This window comes from Paenibacillus ferrarius, assembly GCF_002027705.1.
GTDB lineage: Bacteria > Bacillota > Bacilli > Paenibacillales > NBRC-103111 > Paenibacillus_E > Paenibacillus_E ferrarius.
On sequence record NZ_MBTG01000020.1, the window covers coordinates 57,940 to 75,767 of the forward strand.

Below are 17,828 nucleotides of genomic sequence, written 5' to 3' on the forward strand. Positions count from 1 at the left end.
CAAGAACACGGCAAGTACCAACAAAATCACAGCAAGGTCACACGCAAAATCGCGAATGCGGCAGGCCTATTCGTTCTTCAATCGCTTTTCCCAGCCTTGCTTGAATAATGGAATCCAGTGACCGGGATCGTAAGGATGTTTCGCCATCTCTTCCAAATTCAATTCTATGCCCAGGCCATGCCCCTCCGGCGGACGAAGATAACCCTGTTCCACCTTCAGCGGCGGCATCAGCAGCTGCTCTTCCCACGGCTCGTTAAATTCATCGAAGATTTCATGGATGAAGAAATTCGGTGTCGCCATGTTCAGATGCGCGCAGACGACCGAGCATATCGGCCCCTGCGCACTATGTGGGGCTGTCACCCCATTATGCGCATGCACCATGCCGCAAATCTGCTTCGATGCCGAGATGCCAAGATACTGCGGTTCCAACTGAATGATATGAACCGCATCATGCTTCAGCAGCTCCGCGAACTGCTCGCGGTTGTAGTAATCTTCCCCGCAGGCGATCGGGACAGGACTGCGCTTCGCCACCTCGACCATGGAGGAGATTCGCTGCGGCGGCACCGGCGCCTCGAACCAAGTCGGCTTGTAAGGCAGCATCGCATCCGCGAATTGCAAAGCCGTATGCACGCTGAAGCGGTTATGTCCTTCGATGAGGATATCGACATCGGGACCAACAGCTTCACGAACGGCAGCAATAATTTCTAGGCTAGCCTGAAATTCGTTTCTTTCCACGGTGCGCCAAGCGTTGCCGAAGGGATCGAACTTCAAAGCCGTGTAGCCTCTGGCCACGACCTCTTTCGCTTTATCGTGAAAGCTCTGCGGCTCACGAGGCCCACGGTACCAGCCATTGGCGTAGCAGCGCAGCTTCTCATGGCATTTGCCGCCAAGCAGCTTGTAGAGAGGCTGCTCCGCCAATTTGCCGATGATATCCCAGCAAGCGGTTTCAATAGCCGCCAAGGCTGAGCCTTGAATTTGGCCGCCATCCGAGTACACATCCCGCGTCATCTTCAAGGAGATTGTCTCCACGTCATGCACATCCATCCCGATGTACAGATGCTTCAACTCATGAATCGCCGCTTCCACCGTTTTGGCGAAGCCATTCAACGTCCCTTCGCCAATTCCGCATACCCCCTCCTTCGTATGCAATTTAACGAACAGCCAATTCTTCCATGAATTTCCCACGATGAACGTCTCTACATTTGAAATGATCATGTTGTCGCCTGCCCTTCATTCATTTTAAATTCAGTCTGCTCATCTTGAACTGTATGTCAGCCATTAGCTTCACTTCTCAGCTTGGCATAAGCTGCAGCGCCTACCATCCCGGCCCTCACGCCTAATTCCGCCTGAATAATCTGGCATGCACCCGATGACAGTTTCAAAGCATGAGCGCCTACCGTTTCTCTCACCGGATTCAATAACCGATCACCCGCCGCAGACATCCCGCCGCCTACAATAATCACTTGTGGATTCAACAAATTAATCACGCTGCTTAAGCCAAAGCCTAGAATCTGGCCCGTCTCCTGCATGACCCTTTTCGCTAAAACGTCTCCGTGATCATAAGCATCGGAAATCATAGCCGCCGTTATCCGCGTCAGATCCCCGCCCGTCCAATCTTGAATGATACTGGTGAAGCCTTGCGCCAGCTGATCCTTGAAGGTCCGAACCATCCCGATGGCAGAGGCATACCTGCCTAGACAGCCTGAGCTGCCGCAGCGGCAAGGACGACCTTCCCTAAACATATTCATATGGCCTATTTCCCCTGCACTGGCCGTTGTGCCATATACCATTTTGCCATCCTGAATAATGCCTGATCCTAAGCCGGTGCCCAGCGTAATGAGCACAACATGCTTGCAGCCTCTTCCAGCACCAAACAGCCACTCGCCATACAAATTCACACGCACATCATTATCGATGTAAACTGGAAAGCAGAAATCAGTCTTCAACATTTCCACGGCGGGAACATGATCCCACCCAGGGAAATTCGGCGAAAAGATCGACAGCCCTAGCTCAGGATCAAGAAGCCCTGGAATGCCAACCCCCATCCCAATAATTTCCTCTTGCGCAATCCCGGTCTGTTGAAGCATGTCATGAACGATCTTCTTGATCTTGCTGATCACCCTATCAGGTCCTAACTCAGCTTCAGTCGGATCGCTTCTTTCCTGTATCACTGCGAATTCCGCATTAAAAACAGCCGCTTTGATTCGGGTCCCACCCAGATCTACACCAATCCAATACATGCCCACGCCATTCCTTTCTATCCCAAAAAAGCTCTCGGAGTCACATACACATAACGTTCTCCCCGCGCCAGTATTTGACACTTGACTTGAGGGTACTTCTCATTCAACTCATCCACAAAATAACCGGGACGCTCCGCATTCCCTGCGAATGTCTCATAATGGAGCGGAATCACCGTATCCACATCCAAATCTGCCACTAGCTTAGCGGCCTCCCGGTAATTCATATTGCCGATTATCCCTTGCTTGGTGCGGAAATAATCCCGACCATTGATGGGCAGCATCGCCAAATCAATACGATAGCGGCTTAGCACATCGGGAAGTCCCGGATAAACAAGGGTGTCGCCAGCATGATACAGAGTCACACCATTCAGCTCCAGAATATAGCCGACGTAGCGGTGCTGCCCTTGTTCATTCATTTCCAGCTCTTCATGAGCAGCGGGGATGGCCTGAATTTTCAATTTGCCCTCAAACAGAGCTTGGGAGCGCTCCGTATCCGAATCCATAACGTTGGAAGCCTCACCTCCAATTTGTACTAAAAGCTCTCGACACACAGCAGGCGCTACTACGAGTGCCTTTTCATTTTGCCGCATGAGGACGCGCAGCGTGCCGGGGTCCAGATGATCCGCATGTTCATGCGTAATCAAACATAGATCCGCATTCGTAATGGCTTCCGGCGTTATCGGAGGTTGATACAATCTGCGGGTCCCTTGCTTCTCCAAATCATCGGAGACGAACGGGTCGATATAGACGGTAATGCCCGCTCCTTTGACAATGACGCTCTCTTGGCCTAGAAACCAGATCCCCAGGGTGCCATAAGGGACATTGGTATTGTTTATTTCCTGAATAAGCGGATGCTCGTGCGGCTTCACGCAATTCCCTCCTGTCCACTGTAAAATAACTGCTTTCACATGCATTGTATCAAAAATAACCGCGTCAGCATTTGCCCAAAGCAGAAAACATGTTGGACTTTTCCGATAGGCGGGCCAACAGAAAAACCCCTTCTGGGGTATGACCACGGAACCCCTCCTTTGTCGATGGAAACGCTGCGAGTGTCTGCGTTTTAGAGAGATCACTAGGGAAGATGCCATCTTCGCTGATCGAGCCTGCCTTTTCGGCTGGCTCAGCGCCGGGTGGATGCTTTTCTCCTGCTGAGACTGCTTTTTTGGCAGGCTCAGCTTGCTTTTACCTCGATCCAGCCTGCTTCGCGGGTCGAGACTGCCTTTTCGGCAGGCTCAGCGCCGGGTGGATGCTTTTCTCCTGCTGAGACTGCTTTTTTGGCAGGCTCAGCTTGTTTTTCCCGCGATTCAGCCTGCTTCGCGGGTCGAGCCTGCCTTTTCGGCTGGCTCAGCGACGGGTGGATGCTTTTCTCCTGCTGAGACTGCTTTTTGGGCAGGCTCGGCTTGCTTTTCACGCGATTCAGCCTGCTTCGCGGTCCGAGACTGCCTTTTCGGCTGGCTCAGCGCCGGGTGGATGCTTTTCTCCTGCTGAGACTGCTTTTTTGGCAAGCTCGGCTTGCTTTTGCCTCGATCCAGCCTGCTTCGTGGGTCGAGACTGCCTTTTCGGCTGGCTCAGCGCCGGGTGGATGCTTTTCTCCTGCTGAGACTGCTTTTTTGGCAGGCTCGGCTTGCTTTTACCGCGATCCAGCCTGCTTCGCTGGTCGAAACTGCCTTTTCGGCTGGCTCAGCGCCGGGTGGATGTTTTTTCTCCTGCTGAGACTGCTTTTTTGGCAGGCTCAGCTTGCTTTTGCCACGATCCAGCCTGCTTCTCCAAAACAGAATCGAAAAAGGAAGATTCCTTTGTCCGAGGTCAACCGAAGCGCCTGATCCATCCTACTTGCTTCCTTACCCTTCCGCTCTCTCTCCATAGTCTTCTCGCACTCTCTTCTTCTCACTAATTTATTGATTAATCAATTACAAGTAACGAAAAAAATTTAATCCTATCTCTTTATCATTAAATTGGGCATATCCAGCGCCATCGACACGTTACAAAGCATGCCTCGTGCCAAAAATATAGTAGTGCGCTCTTGCGGTTCTTCAATTCCTGCCTGCAGAAAAGCATTGAAAACGAGCTGCTGCACGTCGTTCATCCCTTTGGTCATCGTCTCACGGACAGGAGTCTCCAGAATGGTCATTGCTTGCATTTGCAGCAGAATCTCATAGCGGTGTGACTCCATAATTTTCTCATAAGCACGGGTGAAGCCTTCTTCCAAAAACTCGGGAGCTTTCGTATCTCGAACGAGTTGGAAGGTATGCAGGATTCGCTGCCAAGACAGATCTAACGCCGCTACAAGCAATGACTCCTTCGTAAAAAAACGATAAACATAGGGCTGTGAAATCGCTGCCCTCTCCGCAACCTGCGCGGTTGTTGCCCGGTAATAGCCCAACTCGGCGAACACTTCAACAGCTGCAGAAATAATATCATTGCGTCGATCCAATGATGTTGTACCTTTAACCATGACCTATCTCCTATCATCTTTATTGATTGACCAATCAATAACTGATCTTAGTATAGATCATCATCTTCTGATTTGCAACTCCTCTTCAGCAGAAAATTGCGCAGCCTTCAAGACTCCACCTCATCTCATGCTCCCACAAAGGAAAAGAGACACCTATCGTAATAGGCATCTCTTTCTGTTTTATATGAAACCGCCGTTAACCCGAAGCGTTTGGCCCGTTACCCATTGTGACTCTTCACTAGCCAGAAACAGCACAACACCTGCAACATCTTCAGGCTCACCGAGACGGCCGAATGCATTCATGCCAGCAATCCCTTTGATCTGTTCTTCCGACTTTCCGACTGTGAAAAGCTCTGTATGAATTGGTCCAGGTGCGACCGCATTAATCGTGATCCCTGACGGGCCAAACTCTTTGGCCAATTGGCGTGTGAATTGTTCAACGGCTCCTTTGGTACCCGCATACACGCTGTAAGTCGGGAACATTGCACCCGCTACGGATGTGGAGAAATTGATGATACGACCATTCTTGTTCATGTGCTTATGAGCTTGCTGGATGGCGAAATAAGTCCCTTTGACGTTGATGGCAAATTGTTTATCGAAATCCGCTTCTGTCATGGCAGCAATAGGCTTGGTAATCATAATGCCGGCATTATTTACAAGGATATCGAGTTGTCCGTAAGCTTGGAGGGTTTCCTGAAAAAGCCTTTCGATCTCGCTGACTTGACTGATATCAGCTTGGATCGCCAAGGCCTCACCACCATTTTGTTGAATGCTCGTCACCGCTTCCCCCGCAGCAGCCGGATTACTGGCAAAGTTGATAACCACTTTAGCCCCCCGTGCCGCCAGTTTCTCTGCAATTTCCCGGCCAATTCCTCTGGATGCTCCTGTGACTAGCGCTACTTTTCCTGCTAAGTTGCTATTCATATGTTTATTCCTCCTTAGGTATATGTTGAAAATCGTTGAATTCGTTTCATATTCCCAAACTTCCTTACTTGAATAATTTGAGTATAGCCGATCCAATAACAAATAACAAGTGACAATTTTATAATTACGTCATTTAATCCACACTAAAAAACCCCTCTGCTTCTCAAATCCTCAGAAGGGCTTTCGTCTGAAACTAAGAAATACCTTTAAGCACTAACTGCCATACCCTCTCGAAATCCGCAGCATTCGTCGAATCGAGCCATTCAGGGGCATGCGCAGGATGATGAAAGCGGGATGTGGCTAAGAAAATAGCCCTTGCAGCATCCTCACTAGCGTCCACATGAAATTCTTGTGTTTTGACCCCCGCGTCGACAATTTGAGTAATTTGCTGAATCAGCTGATGAACATGGTCTTGAATCAGTTTGACCGCTTCTTGGGTCACCGATCTATACATGCTGAACATCTCAGGATCTTCTAAGACATAATTCCGCTTGAAGACTACCAAGGTATCGAGCCATAGACGCAAACGATCCCTGGCTTGACCTTCGGTCTGATTCGCAATCTCTTGCAAAGAACTGGCTAAACCTAACAGCCATCGCTCCGTAACGGCCTCTCGCAAAGCGGATTTACTGGGGAAATGACGGTAAAGCGTACCGTGGCTGACTTGAAGGACCTTGGCGACATCGACAACCGAGGTTTTCTCTGGTCCGTAACGACGCAGCACTTGTTCCGCGGCATCCAAAATCGCTTCTTTCGTTAATGGTTGTTGATCATTGGCCATGGTCGTAGAAGAGCAGTTGACTAAACTAGCTGACTTGCCTGTTCGCGTCTGCTCCTCCTCTTCCCCCCTTTCTCCTGATCTTATCTTACCATACTATTAGAAATAAAATAAATGACAATATCTAGATTATGTCATTCGACACTAAATCTTTCCCATCTTTGACGAGCTGTGCCATAACTTTGGCCCTCTATTCTAAATAGACCTGATAATGCGCGGCAATAAAGGGAGAAGCCGATCCATCGTAATCGGGTCATCGAAATTCCATTTTCCTTCTAATATATGAACGCAATTTTCCCCCAACGATTTCCAATAGGGATGATTAGTTACGCTCTGTGCTTTACGCTTAGAACGTTCATACTCATCCACGAGCAGAAATAGATGGTCAGCCTCGTAGTCCTTGATCATCTCGGGTTCAATAGCGAAAAACGGAACGCTTCTGGCGATCAAATCTTTCACTTTATCAGAAGGTTCGAAAGCTAAAGGATGATATAGCGTGAATGCTACACCTCTCATTCCCATGACATAGATGACACCATCATTCACGACGAAAATGGTAGCTTGCTTCCGTTTATCCATAGGAGAGGCAAACAGCCGCGTCCATATCTCATTGGATCTCTGCTCATGGCTCTCCACCCAATTCCGCGCTTGGTTGGTTCTACCGAATAGATCAGCTACTTTCAGAAGCCGATCATACGTATGTTCAAACCGGTCAATAGCTACGATGGGAGAAATATCGGACAGCTTATCAATCCAGTCGAGCCGGAAACCACTATATACAATAAGATCGGGATTCAACGCTTTCACCTTCCCCGGTTCACCTAAGAGTCCGACATCTGCTATGTTGTTCAATTCCTCGCGATAAACTACTTTTTTGCCAATTACCGTCATATCCGCACCAATCGGCCTAATGCCCAGAGCCAATAAATCGCCAAGTACCGCACCCACTGCCACAACTCTTGTGAAAGGACTTGCGCTTCGCTCATTTGTTATCCCTTTGTTGCTTTTTGTGCGGACATATTGTTTGGGGGTCATCCCCATCTCATGCCGAAACTTGCGGGAGAAATAATATTCGTCCTTAAAACCGACTCGGCGGGCAATTTCGCGCAAAGGGTCATCCGTTTGGAGAAGAAGCTCCTTGGCCCTGTTGATACGTACCTCAGTCAAATATTCAAGCGGTTTTTTGCCAATCAACGACTGAAACAAATCACTGTATTTCCAACGGCCCACACCTGACATTCGCGATAGCAGCTCAACCGTAATTTCTTCCCGATAGTTGTGATTGAGATAGTTAATGGTCTGTTGAACAGCTGATGTGGCATCGGTGAAAGAATGCATGGTTTGGACATTTTCCATCAGCAATACAAGAAGCTCTTGCAGACGAATCTGCTGCTTACAACGTTCTATGTACTCATGTCTCAAAGCATCGCTAGCTCCATGAGCAACCTGTTCTAGCAAATCGACAAGCCGCGACAATGGCATCACATCAATCTTCGTCTCATATGGAACACAGGGCCCAATATCAATCGACGGTTCTTTTTCCCCCCTGCCATAGGCATGGAAGCGAATCATATATACAGCCCCAAGCAGATCACTTCCGCCGCTGATCTCTATTTCCGCCTTGTCCCCTGGGGCCAGAAGCATGCAAGATCCTTGCTCCGCATACAGAATATGCCCGGCCAGACGAAGATTGCCTCCCGTTCGGGCAAAGCAAATGATTCGATGGCCCGTCCTATCCGTAGGAACAACCAACTTGTTGGACAACAAATCTATGATTTTAACCTCTAATATATCGTATATATACATGTCAGGGATCTCCTCCTTCTCCGTCCATGCCTGCTAGTGCTTAGGAATATGTACCCGCTCTTTTTTGTCCAATAAAAAAACAGTTATTTCTCCATTGTTAAGTGTAGCAAAAAAAAATATTATTATCGAGCATGATAATCATTATCACTACAAAGGGGAATTAATCTGATGATCAGCAAAAAATCAACTCGTTTCATACCAAAAATAGCTGTGCTATTAGCATTGCTTATCACTGTATTAGGTTGCGCGAATCCAAAGCCAGCAGCCAACGATTCAACGGCTCCGACACAGAAGCCAAAGGAGATCACCGTTTCCTGGATGAGAGATTTGGGCCCGTCGAATCCTCATGCCTACTATCCTAATCAATTATTTTCACAATCGATGATTTACGAGCCGCTTGTCAGCTATAACGAAGGCGGAGAGCTTAAGCCTTACCTTGCCGAGTCATGGAACATTTCCACAGATGGCAAAGAGTACACGTTCAAACTTCGCAAAAATATTAAGTTCTCGGATGGTTCGTCATTTAACGCTGCTATCGTGAAAAGAAATTTCGATGCCATCCTGAAAAACAAAAGCACGCACTCTTGGCTTGGCATCGCAAAGGTGCTGGAGAAAACCGAGATTGTTGACGAGCAGACGATTAAATTAACGCTCTCTGAGCCGTATTATCCAACCCTACAGGATTTGGCGACAGTTCGGCCTTTCCGTTTCCTAGGCGAGGCTGGTTTCCCAGAAGGCGATGATACCCTAAAAGGTCTAAAAGCACCGATAGGTACAGGACCGTGGATGATTACGGAGTACAAACAAGATCAATACACCGTTTTCACTAGAAACCCTAACTATTGGGGTGAGCAGCCAAAGGTTGATAAGGTAACGGTTAAAATCATTCCTGACAGCGAAACGCGTGTACTAGCTTTTGAAAAAGGCGAGCTGGATATGATATTCGGCGAAGGCGCGATCAGCCTAGATGCCTATAAACAACTGCAAAGCACAGGCAAATACGGAACAGCGCTCTCGGATCCGGTAGGTACTAGAAATATGTTGTTGAACTCCTCCAACGAGAAGCTTGCGGATCAACGCGTTCGTCTTGCACTCCAACATGGCTTGAATAAACAGAGCATCGTGGATGGTATTACAGGCGGTGTAGAACAAAAAGCCTATTCTATTTTATCTAACAATTACCCATACGTGGATTTGAAAGTTAACCCGATTGATTACAGCACAGCCAAAGCAATGGCATATCTAGATGAAGCCGGTTGGAAGCTGGCCCCAGGGCAAACCATTCGGGAAAAAGACGGCAAAAAATTAGAGCTGGAATTAGTGTACGATAAAACCGATCCGATTCAAAAAGTAATGGGAGAAGCCGTGCAGGCGGCATGGGGAGAGATTGGCGTTAAGCTGAACATCGCCGGTGTGGAATTAACTACCGCAACGAAGCTGCTCCGAGAAGGCAAATTCGACGTCCGTTTCTGGTTTAATTCCGGTGTCCCTTATGATCCCCATACACTTATTAATGCTGTGAAAGAACCAAGCTTTGGTGTAGCCGAAGCCCATTCACGCATTCCTATGAAGCAGGAGCTGGACCAGAAGATACAGACGGTGCTTGCCTCCACGAATGAAGTCGAACGCAAGAAGCTTTATACGGAAATTTTGACAACTTTGCATGAGCAGTCCGTCATCGTGCCCATTTCTTACATTAAACAAACCGTTGTTTACAATAAATCCTTATCCAACGTTACCTTCCCTGCAAGCCGTTGGGATCACCCTTTCAATGGAATTAAGTAGCTATATCGGGAAACGACTGCTCGCCATTATTCCTTTGGTTATCTTCGCTACACTTCTCACATTTATCTTGATTCAGCTTTCGCCGGTGGACCCGGCGGAAGCTTATTTCTCGGCTTCGCATATTCAACCGACGAAGGAACTGCTTGCTGAGAAGAGACAAGAACTGGGGCTGGATCGACCACTTTACGCGCAGTACTGGCAATCGTTAACCCAGATCGCCCGACTTGATTTCGGAACATCCTATCTGTCCAATAAACCTGTATGGGACGAGGTGACGCTGCGACTGCCGGCCACCTTGCAGCTTGCTTTCAGCAGCATCATCGTAACGATTATTGTCAGCATAGGACTGGGATATTTGTCAGCTGTTTACTCCCATAGCTGGGTGGATTATTTCAGCAAAGCACTTTCCTTTTTTGGTGCATCCATTCCGCAATTCTGGCTTGGCTATTTATTGATCTTTTTCTTCGCTGTCCAACTAGATTGGCTGCCCGTTAATGGCATGGGAAGCTGGAAGCATCTAATCCTGCCTTCACTAACCCTGTCACTTGCACTTATCGCGGTCTATAGCCGACTTTTGCGGGCAAGTATTTTGGAGCAATTACAAGAAGTTTATGTGTTATATGCCAGAACTCGTGGTATACATGAAAAAGTGATTATGCTTAAACATGTGATGAAAATTGCCATCTCCCCCGTCATTACTGGCTTGGGTATGAATTTCGGCAAGCTGCTCACGGGGACGATTATTGTAGAGCAAGTGTTTTCATGGCCAGGGATCGGCAGATACTTCATTGAAGCCATCTTTAATCGAGATATTCCGGTCGTTCAATGCTATGTGCTTCTCGCTGCATGCGCATTCCTTCTTTGCAACCTGATCGTTGATGTTGTTCAAATGTATATGGACCCTCGAATTTCCTTGAAAGGAAGAACCGATTCTTGATTAAACCTATAAAGAATCTTCTCTCCGGTAGGAAGACCATCATCGCGTGTTCTTGCTTCCTGCTGCTTTGTTTCTTAATCACGATTCTGGCACCTTGGCTTGCCCCCCATGATCCGATCAAGGTCAATCTAGCCTTGAAGCTGCAGCCTCCTTCGTCTGACTATTTATTAGGTACGGATCATTTGGGGCGTGATCTATTATCCCGACTGTTGTACGGAGCTCGCATATCGTTAGGCTTAGTTTTCCTTGTGTTTATTTTATCCTTAACCATAGGGCTAATCGTTGGAACGGTTGCGGGGTACAAAGGCGGATGGATCGACAACTTCCTCATGCGCTTCTGCGATGGCGTTATGGCTTTTCCAAACCTTGTGCTTGTGCTCGGAATTGTAGCGATGCTAGGTCCCGGTATTATGCAGATCGTGTTTGCCCTGCTTCTTGTTCAGTGGGTAACCTATGCTCGCATGTTCCGCGGCCTCGTTGTTAGTTTAAGAGAACGTCAGTTTATTACGGCTGCCATTATAAGCGGGTCCTCACCTTGGACCATTATGAGGAAACACATGATACCCAATGTCCTGCCCCCTATCGTCGTGATCGGGACCCTTGAGATTGGTTGGGCGATTATGGATATATCAGCGCTGTCTTTCCTTGGCTTAGGCATTCAGCCGCCTACCCCTGAGTGGGGCGCCATGATTCATGAGGGCAAGAGCTACATTCGGAGCCATCCTGAACTGATGATGTACCCCGGATTTTTTATTTTACTTGTCGTCATTAATTTCAATCTGCTCGGTGAAGCGCTATCGAATAAATTTGGGGTAAAAAAACGATTTTAAACAAGAAATGAGGCCCTTATATGGACATAACTCGCAAAGTCTTGCAGGTAAGTGGGCTGAACGTCAAAGTCACAACAGATCAAGGCCAGCTTCAGCTTCTTCATGATATTCATTTTGATTTAAATGAGGGGCAAATTCTCGGTCTAGTCGGCGAAAGCGGCTGCGGCAAAAGCATTACATGCCATTCTCTCTTGCAGTTGATGGATCAACATACCATCGTCGAAGGCAGCATTCAACTGGGTGGCCGTGAGCTTAACGGCTTGGATCCGAAGGAGATGCGCCGCATTCGCGGCAAAGAAATAGGCTTTATTAGGCAAAATCCGATGAATGCCTTCACGCCAGTGTATTCAATTGGCAATCAATTTATCGAGACCATCCGTACGCACTGCAAGCTGAGCAAAAAAGAAGCCTATGAGTTGGCTGCCGTTTCTCTAGAAAAAGTGAATTTGCCCAAGCCTTACGAGATTCTCAAGATGTACCCTTTTCAACTGAGCGGAGGCATGCTGCAGCGGGTGATGATTGCTATGTGCATGTGCCTGAAACCCGCCGTCGTCATCGCTGATGAACCAACGACTGCACTCGATATGGTCAATCAATTGCAAGTGTTAACACAGCTGGAACGGCTGCGATCGGAATGTGGCACAACCATTTTGCTGATTTCTCATGACCTAAGCGTCATTGCAGAGATGGCCGATGAAGTTATCGTTATGCAGCATGGGAAAATTGTCGAACAAGCCAATGTCTTTGAGCTGTTCGATCACCCTGCAAATGCCTATACCAAAAAATTGCTAAACGCGAGGTTGCAGCTGCCCGATCCTTCTAACAAGCAGACGGTCGAATATGCTGTAAACTTTTAAAAATGGGGTAACAACAATGAGTTTGTTGCAAGTACAGGAAGTCAGTCATACTTACGAAAAAAATCGATTATTTGGCTCCATACGCCAACAACCGCCGATCCTTTCCAATATTTCCTTCTCCATGGATGAAGGCGTTTGCCTAGGTTTATTGGGAAGCAGCGGAGCTGGGAAAAGTACACTTGGCAAAGTTATTCTTGGCTTGGAGAAGCCACAGCAAGGCAAGATCATCTTTATGGGGCACGATATGTACAGCATGAATGCAACAGCCCGCAGAAAGATTCGTCGAGATCTGCAAGTTGTTTTTCAAGATTGTTATTCGGCGGTTAATCCACGCATGTGTGCCGAACAGATCATTGGAGAGCCGCTCAGCAACTACAAGTCCATGTCGCCGCTTGAACAAAAGCGAGCGATCGGCGAGCTGTTGGAAAGGGTCGGTCTACAAGCAGCGGACATGGTGAAATACCCCCACCAATTCAGTGGCGGCCAACTGCAAAGAATCAACATTGCCAGGGCGATTGCGCTGAACCCGAAACTCATCGTGTTAGATGAGCCGATCAGCAGCCTTGATATGGTCAATCAAAGCCAAATTTTAGCGTTATTGCATGACTTGAAGCTATCATTTGGGCTTTCTTATCTGTTCATCACCCATGACATCAAGGCTGCTTACGCCCTGTCGGATCGGTTAGCGGTCATGGATCAAGGAAAGCTTGTGGGGCAGTTCGCAAATAAGGAATCGATTTTCACATCTTCACATCCTGCTGTGAAGCTTTTGTTGCAATCCGTCCTTGCTGAGCATCCCCGAGACCGGAAAATCAAATCCGTTAAAGCGGAATGTCGGTCGCTATGAACAAAAACGGCCCCTTATCTTTACCTTTTATCCAGCTATATGCCATTACTTTTCTATTTTTCAGCGCGAATCCGATCTTGAATATCATTGTCCCACTGCGCAGTGAAGCTCAAGGCGCAAGCAATGCAGAAATCGGCGTCATGATGGGCGCTTATATGATAACGAGCATGCTCTTCCGTCCGTGGGCGGGAAGTATCGTCCATCGCTTCGGACCACTGTCTGTATTACGCGCTTTATTGCTTGCAAATGGCCTTATTCTAATTCTGTATACGACAACTGGGCTGGAATGGTACTTCGCTCTTCGTGCTATGCAGGGTGTAACGACGGCATTTTTCTCCTTATCGCTGCAGCTAGGTATTGTTGATAAGCTGGCTCACCATGATCGTTCTCAGGGCATATCGCTTTATTTGTTAGCAGGCATGCTGCCTACCGTAATCGGCCCTATTCTGGCATTAACCTTGTGGGACTGGGGCGGAATGAACGCATTCACCACATCTATGATCGTTATTGCCCTTGCCACAGGTATCTTAGGCTTCAAAGCTCCGCTGCCCTCCGGTTCGCAAGTCACTCAGGATGAGCAGCAGCATGCAAGCTCCATGACTTCTCAGCTGCGCCAGCTGTGGACTCATCGTGCATTTCTTGTATGCAGTGCAGCCATGCTGATTGCTTCTGTCTCCTTTGGCGCTGTTACAACGTTTATTGCACTCTATACGAAACAAAGCGGTGTCGGTCATGCCGGCATTTACTTGATGCTCCAAGCTGGCGTGATGGTTTTCTGCAGATTCGCCTTACGCAAAAAAGTTCCGTCAGACGGCCAATGGCATCCTCGTTTTCTCGTCGGCTTACTGCTAAGTATGGCTGTTGGCTTGCAGCTATTGGCACTAGCCGTATATGGAGGAGCATTATTCATGTATGCGGGTTCCATGTTGATTGGGTTAGGCATGGCACTGCTCTATCCCCATTTAGTCACGTATTTGACCATCGTACTGCCATTGTCCTCCCGCAATATGTTAATCGGCGTGTTCATTGCCGTATCCGATCTGGGTTCTGTACTTGGCAACATCGCGATGGGGACGATTGCCGATCATTTGTCCTACTCTTATATGTATGGCATATGCGCTGGCTTATTGCTGACCTCTGTTGCGATTGTACTCGTAAGCGGTCGCCGTTTAGCGATTGAATAAATGGAAGAAGCCTCCGAAGCCACTTAGATGGCGATGGAGGTTTTTTTGATTTTCATCTAAATTTCTCATCTTATTTTCAAGTATCCCCTTCTCCAATTTTAAATGGAGCAGCTCCATATCCAGGTCCTGCCCGATAGTATGCACCGCGGTAAGTATGTCCTCTGCAGTAAGAATGTGTCGAGTGACAAGAATATCGTCCGATTAATATATCCGCCGAAATGGACAAGAACATAGTCCGATTACCAATTAGATGTATATCTAAATAATGTACATATGTAGTTAAACCCCCAATAAGCACCATAAATTCTTACGAAATGAGCTTTGAAGCTGTTCGAGCTGGTGGGGTTATCAGTCTTGTTGGTGTAATGCATTATGAAGAGTTCTAGTTGGTTTTGTAAGTCTTGTTGGACGCAATATAACGCTTATGGCGGCCAACGCCAACTCGATCATATATGGAGCAATTGTTGCCGCACATCTGGGATACAGATCGATATGATTTCATACCTCCCTCGCTGTATATTACCCTTTATGTTATAGACGTAAAGTAGGTACGCTCCTTTACCAGTGAGAGGTGGGTAAAGGAGCGTATCTAGCTCTTGTTAAAGTTTACTTGGATTCAATTCGACCGATTGGATTTGTATCTTCTGACAAAGACTTTTGAACTGCCAACCAGCTGTCATGTTCAATATCGAGCGCATGACAAAGATAAGCCCATGAGACCAGCTGAATTAAGGCGACATGTTCTGGATTTTCATCTGTTGTTTCTTTAACCTCATAACCTGGGATTCCGCCAAGTGAGTGTTCTGCACCGAATAGGGTGAGCAAGCTCTCGGCTCCTGGGCTTAAGAAGTAGGGGTCGGACATCCATTCCGGACCGCGGACGGTCAACTGATACTTTTGCGGGGTGTAGTCTTGGTCCCCGACGATCACAAGCGTGGGCGTGGTCATGTGCGTGAAGCTCACGTTCAAGTGCGGCATATTCTCGGCCGCGAACGGCGTCAGGTTATCTCCACCTTGTCCAGCGGTGGCGAACAGCACGCCCGCTTTGATGCGCGAATCGGACAGGTCCACGTCCTTCTTAGTTTCTGGGTCGAGGACTCGCAATCCCAAAAGATTGCCCGCCGTTTGGCCGCCGAAGGAATGTCCGGCTGCTGCTATTCGGCTTCGGTCAGTGCGTCCACTGAGGCCTGGTACGGTAGATTCAATAAGGTCTAATTTATCGAGGATTCGCTTCATGTCCTCGACTCGGTAACGCCAAATACGTGGTTTACGAGGATCGTCATGAGTAAGGCCAACAGTTCTCGAATCGAGGAACGTAGGTTGAATGACCACGAAACCGTGAGCAGCCCAGAAGTCGGTCAAAGGGCTATAGCCGTCAAGCGAAGATCCATTACCGTGTGCGAAAAGAATAATTGGCAAATTGCCTCCAGTTGTTGGGGCGGATATTTTCACTAACAAATCCTCACCACGGCCTGGGGCTTCTAGTACTATCGACTTCACAGAGACGATGGTAGAGGTAGCGTTCATATTGATTTTCATACTGAATATTCCTTCCTTTCTCTTCAAACCATTAATATTTATGATTTCGCCTTTGTTTTGCTATAGCAGAACATAAGTGGAACGATGTTCCTATTATATGCGGAACGATGTTCCATTTGCAAGGTATTTATTAAAATTCCCTTTATATTGAAATGGACATCTCCTGAAAGACTTGATGGACAATAGTTTATAATACCCACAGTATTTTTAGATTATATTGGATTATGTAATGAAGGGATTCTACAGGTCCTGTTTCAATGTCCAATTTGAATATGCAATACTCTTTAGTTTGAAGCTATGATTATGTCTTGTTAATATTAACAATAGGTCAGTAGCTAAATTCCATTGACGTAATGTAAAATTAACTTATGGGGGATATAACTTATATGAACGACAAAACGGAAGATAGCAGTGAAGGATTGAAGCCTCGTCAGCAGACAGTTCGAAGCGTGCGTGCCGATGCACAACGCAACATTAATGCTTTGCTCCAATCAGCAATGACAGTGTTCGCAACTTCGGGGGTAGACGCTCCAGTTCGCGAGATTGCGGATAAGGCTGGCGTAGGAGTTGGAACTGTTTACCGTCATTTTCCACAACGGTCAGACTTAATTGAAGCTGTTTTTCGTCAGGAGATTGATGCTTGTGCAGATGCTGCAGTAGACTTAGCCGATAAATATAAACCTGTTGAGGCACTGGAGCGATGGATGTTACGTTACTTGGAGTTCATAGCAACTAAACGCGGACTCGCTGCAGCTCTACATTCTAGCGATCCGGCATACGAAACCTTACCTATTTGCTTTGTAGAGGAATTAAGTCCAGCTCTAAAGACTTTGATTGAAACAGCAACAGCTGCAGATGAAGTACGTGCCAAGATTACACCAGATGAATTGTTGTGGGCGGTAGCAAGCCTCTGTACGGCAGTAGACAACGGTAATATAGAGCATGCGAAAAATATTGTTTCTCTTCTTGTGGATGGGTTGCGTTACCGTGCGAACCGTTAACACTTCGACAGAATCCTTTCTTTTTTTCTGCGATGAATTGATCAGAAACGCACGAGACATTCTGAATGAATTCCCGCAATGGATTAAAGCGGCGACTGAACAACGGATACTTAGAGCATAATCAATATACAGCGAATTATCGCCTTGAATGGCGGAGCCCAATTTGCCGCATGAAACAAGGCACAGTTCTCCTCCCTGGCGAGAAGACTGTGCCTTGTTTACGTAGTAATAACGAACCCATGCCTACTTGTTGCTTTGTTAACATTCAGTTTATAAACGTCAATTACAATGCCTTATATTCAAAGCTAGTAGAAACACGATCAATAACCAAAAGTGTAAAGCACAACATCTCCTTGCGCGAATTATCCAGGCTGTCGGATGTTAGGCATGCCGCGCTAAGCGAGTTGGCAAATGGTAAACGGGAGAATATTAATTTTAACCATATTGAGAGGGTTGCTGAGGCGCTGGAAATACAGGATATACGGCAAATCATTGATTTGGTTGAGGTTGATGAATAGACAACTCAAGTAAAATAAACAATGATAAAACCCTAGATGCATTAAGCTTCTAGGGTTTCTTACAAATTCAGGATATTAATCTAGTCATAGAGGGTAAGTTCTTCCTCGAAGCGACGTTCGACTTGTG

At 47.2% G+C, this 17,828-nt stretch carries 17 protein-coding genes; 8 read left to right on the forward strand and 9 right to left on the reverse strand.

The features are described 5' to 3' along the window. Positions 1-66: 66 nt before the first annotated feature. The 8 genes from BC351_RS21340 to BC351_RS21380 form a co-directional block, all read right to left on the reverse strand. On the reverse strand, positions 67-1,215 hold the full coding sequence (locus tag BC351_RS21340) for a mandelate racemase/muconate lactonizing enzyme family protein (RefSeq protein ID WP_079414803.1): 1,149 nt from the start codon (positions 1,213-1,215) through the stop codon (positions 67-69). Between the two features lie 56 nt (positions 1,216-1,271). Next, positions 1,272-2,240, reverse strand: a complete 969-nt coding sequence (locus BC351_RS21345) for an ROK family protein (protein WP_079414805.1) — start codon at positions 2,238-2,240, stop codon at positions 1,272-1,274. A gap of 17 nt (positions 2,241-2,257) precedes the next feature. After that, positions 2,258-3,109, reverse strand: a complete 852-nt coding sequence (locus tag BC351_RS21350) for an MBL fold metallo-hydrolase (RefSeq protein ID WP_244209125.1) — start codon at positions 3,107-3,109, stop codon at positions 2,258-2,260. A 302-nt stretch (positions 3,110-3,411) separates the two neighbouring features. Then, positions 3,412-3,651, reverse strand: coding sequence for a hypothetical protein (locus BC351_RS21355; protein ID WP_079414806.1), 240 nt, complete (start codon positions 3,649-3,651; stop codon positions 3,412-3,414). 525 nt (positions 3,652-4,176) lie between these two features. Further along, complete coding sequence (locus tag BC351_RS21365; protein ID WP_079414809.1) at positions 4,177-4,695, reverse strand: TetR/AcrR family transcriptional regulator; 519 nt, start codon at positions 4,693-4,695, stop codon at positions 4,177-4,179. Positions 4,696-4,875: 180 nt separating this feature from the next. Beyond that, entirely contained in the window at positions 4,876-5,619 is a 744-nt protein-coding gene (locus BC351_RS21370) for an SDR family oxidoreductase (protein ID WP_079414810.1), read from the reverse strand. A 193-nt stretch (positions 5,620-5,812) separates the two neighbouring features. Next, complete coding sequence (locus tag BC351_RS21375) at positions 5,813-6,400, reverse strand: TetR/AcrR family transcriptional regulator (RefSeq protein WP_079414811.1); 588 nt, start codon at positions 6,398-6,400, stop codon at positions 5,813-5,815. Positions 6,401-6,592: 192 nt separating this feature from the next. Further along, the gene (locus tag BC351_RS21380; protein WP_079414812.1) at positions 6,593-8,203 is read right to left on the reverse strand and encodes an AraC family transcriptional regulator; all 1,611 of its coding nucleotides are present in this window, start codon (positions 8,201-8,203) and stop codon (positions 6,593-6,595) included. A 168-nt stretch (positions 8,204-8,371) separates the two neighbouring features. Here BC351_RS21380 and nikA point away from each other — a divergent pair, with 168 nt between their 5' ends. Genes nikA through cntE form a run of 6 tightly spaced genes read left to right on the forward strand, consistent with a single transcriptional unit; the run spans position 8,372 to position 14,643 of the window. After that, positions 8,372-9,988: a nickel ABC transporter substrate-binding protein gene (gene nikA / locus BC351_RS21385; RefSeq protein WP_079414814.1), complete on the forward strand. Its 1,617-nt coding sequence runs from the start codon at positions 8,372-8,374 to the stop codon at positions 9,986-9,988. After that, positions 9,975-10,925 (forward strand): nickel ABC transporter permease subunit NikB, encoded by a 951-nt coding sequence (nikB, locus tag BC351_RS21390; RefSeq protein ID WP_079414816.1) that lies wholly within the window; start codon positions 9,975-9,977, stop codon positions 10,923-10,925. The genes nikA and nikB overlap by 14 nt, the downstream gene beginning before the upstream one ends. After that, positions 10,922-11,755, forward strand: a complete 834-nt coding sequence (gene nikC, locus BC351_RS21395; protein WP_079414817.1) for a nickel ABC transporter permease subunit NikC — start codon at positions 10,922-10,924, stop codon at positions 11,753-11,755. Before nikB ends, nikC begins: the two co-directional genes overlap by 4 nt. A 20-nt stretch (positions 11,756-11,775) precedes the next feature. Continuing rightward, positions 11,776-12,612, forward strand: coding sequence for an ABC transporter ATP-binding protein (locus tag BC351_RS21400; RefSeq protein WP_079414819.1), 837 nt, complete (start codon positions 11,776-11,778; stop codon positions 12,610-12,612). Between the two features lie 16 nt (positions 12,613-12,628). Further along, the gene (nikE, locus tag BC351_RS21405; protein WP_079414820.1) at positions 12,629-13,459 is read left to right on the forward strand and encodes a nickel import ATP-binding protein NikE; all 831 of its coding nucleotides are present in this window, start codon (positions 12,629-12,631) and stop codon (positions 13,457-13,459) included. After that, complete coding sequence (gene cntE / locus BC351_RS21410; RefSeq protein WP_079414821.1) at positions 13,456-14,643, forward strand: staphylopine family metallophore export MFS transporter CntE; 1,188 nt, start codon at positions 13,456-13,458, stop codon at positions 14,641-14,643. Before nikE ends, cntE begins: the two co-directional genes overlap by 4 nt. Positions 14,644-15,249: 606 nt before the next feature. On the opposite strand, the gene BC351_RS21415 is transcribed toward cntE, so the two are convergent. Continuing rightward, positions 15,250-16,182 carry an alpha/beta hydrolase family protein gene (locus BC351_RS21415; RefSeq protein ID WP_079414822.1) on the reverse strand — a complete coding sequence of 311 codons (933 nt, stop codon included), beginning with the start codon at positions 16,180-16,182 and terminating at the stop codon, positions 15,250-15,252. A 386-nt stretch (positions 16,183-16,568) separates the two neighbouring features. Between BC351_RS21415 and BC351_RS21420 the strand changes: the two genes are divergently transcribed. Beyond that, positions 16,569-17,183 (forward strand): TetR/AcrR family transcriptional regulator, encoded by a 615-nt coding sequence (locus BC351_RS21420; RefSeq protein ID WP_079414824.1) that lies wholly within the window; start codon positions 16,569-16,571, stop codon positions 17,181-17,183. 323 nt (positions 17,184-17,506) lie between these two features. Next, the gene (locus BC351_RS21425) at positions 17,507-17,701 is read left to right on the forward strand and encodes a helix-turn-helix domain-containing protein (protein ID WP_244209131.1); all 195 of its coding nucleotides are present in this window, start codon (positions 17,507-17,509) and stop codon (positions 17,699-17,701) included. Positions 17,702-17,828: the final 127 nt, after the last annotated feature.